The following is a 1,721-nucleotide window of genomic DNA, read 5'->3' as shown; positions in this document are numbered from 1 at the left end:
CATTAGCATAGTCAGAAGTATCATAATTACCCTTGAGAGTGGGATTTGTCGGGTTGCTGATATCGATGATTTGCAGTCCTGAATACTGATCAGCTACGTAAGCATAGTTACCAACTATTTGTACACCTAAAGCATTGCCAGAAGTATCATAATTACCCTTGAGAGTGGGATTTGTCGGGTTGCTGATGTCGATGATTTGCAGTCCTGAATAATAATCAGCTACATAAGCATAGTTACCGACTATTTGTACATCATTAGCAGCGCCAGAAGTATTATAATTCCCCTTGAGAGTGGGATTTGTCGGGTTGCTGATGTCGATGATTTGCAGTCCTGAATCCCTATCAGCTACATAAGCATAATTACCGACTATTTGTACATCCCGAGCATAGCCAGAAGTATCGTAATTACCCTTGAGAGTGGGATTTGTCGGGTTGCTGATGTCGATGATTTGCAATCCTGAACCCCAATCAGCTACATAAGCATAATTACCGACTATTTGTACACCATAAGCATAGCCAGAAGTATTATAATTACCCTTGAGAGTGGGATTTGTTGGGTTGCTGATGTCGATGATTTGCAGTCCTGAATCCCCATTAGCTAAATATGCATAGTTACCGACTATTTGTACATCAAAAGCCTCGTAAGTATCATAATTACCCTTGAGAGTGGGGTTTGTCGGGTTGCTGATGTCGATGATTTGCAGTCCTGAACCATAATCAGCTACATAAGCATAATTACCGACTATTTGTACACCCTCACCACCAGAAGTATTATAATTACCCTTAAAAGTCGGGTTACTGGGATTACTAATATCAATAATCTCCAGGGTGTCCCCCACTGCATAAGCATAGTTACCTACTACTGTCACCGCACCGGCATAGCTTAATCTATCCCATACTCCTACTAATGTGGGTGCAAATACTCCGGGATAGGTGTTGAGTATATCCGGCTGAAAAACCCCAGATGTCTGCAAATCCGACAAATCTAAGGTTTCAATAAAGGTTTGATTCTCTCCCTTTATCGCGGGGAAACTCACCTCTAATTCCCAACTTCCTCCTAAGGCTGCATTTCCTACCCGTCTGCTGGAAGCCGCTATTTTTGCCCCAGTAATTTGGGATAATTTATTAATAAACTCTGTCCCGGCATCTCCCGCCGCGACCTGACAACCGTACAGTAGAATACGATTAATCTTTGCCCAATTCTGTAACTGTTGGCGGTAATCGTAAATATTTGTTAAATTAAGTTGACAATTTCCTAAATATAAGCATCCCGGCGCACCATGGGAAACCAGGTGAATGGTGGTAATCTGGGGATTTTGTTGTAAAAAAGCGGATATTTGTTCGATTCCGTCTTGATTGGGAGAGAGAATAACCGTGGCGACTTCTGAAATTACTCCAGCTTGGAGACTTTGATAATCGCTAACACCAGCATCGAGGAAAACTACGGTAGCGGTTAAACGCTGATTTCTCGCACTATTCACCTGATTAGCTTGACTCAAGCCATCAGATTGAGCAAAATTGAACAAAACATCGTCAACAGCAGCAAGGCTCGGCAAGAGGGTAGAAGTCATGACGTTAACCGCAAAGGTTTATTGCTAACAGTTTTAGCCTAACAATGGCCAATCTTTCAAGGGGGATATAACAAAAATTTACAGAAAACGGGTTTCTCAAAGGAACCCGTTTTCTAGATATTAGGATAAGATTATTGGATTCTTGCCAAAG

The 1,721-nt window shown here is 41.8% G+C and carries 1 protein-coding gene and 1 pseudogene; both read right to left on the bottom strand.

The window, feature by feature from the left end; genetic code table 11:
• Positions 1-838: LVIVD repeat-containing protein (locus O9290_RS09825; RefSeq protein WP_502846456.1), on the bottom strand; the 838-nt coding region annotated here is incomplete at its 3' end.
• Positions 839-1,072: 234 nt separating this feature from the next.
• A pseudogene (locus tag O9290_RS09820) lies at positions 1,073-1,570 on the bottom strand (DUF4347 domain-containing protein); the annotation flags it as partial.
• Positions 1,571-1,721: the final 151 nt, after the last annotated feature.

The sequence above is a fragment of the Microcystis sp. LE19-41.2A genome, assembly GCF_027530405.1.
In the GTDB taxonomy this organism is placed as follows: Bacteria; Cyanobacteriota; Cyanobacteriia; order Cyanobacteriales; family Microcystaceae; genus Microcystis; species Microcystis aeruginosa.
Note: the sequence above shows the minus strand (reverse complement) of the source record. Positions and strands in the feature narration are given on the sequence as shown.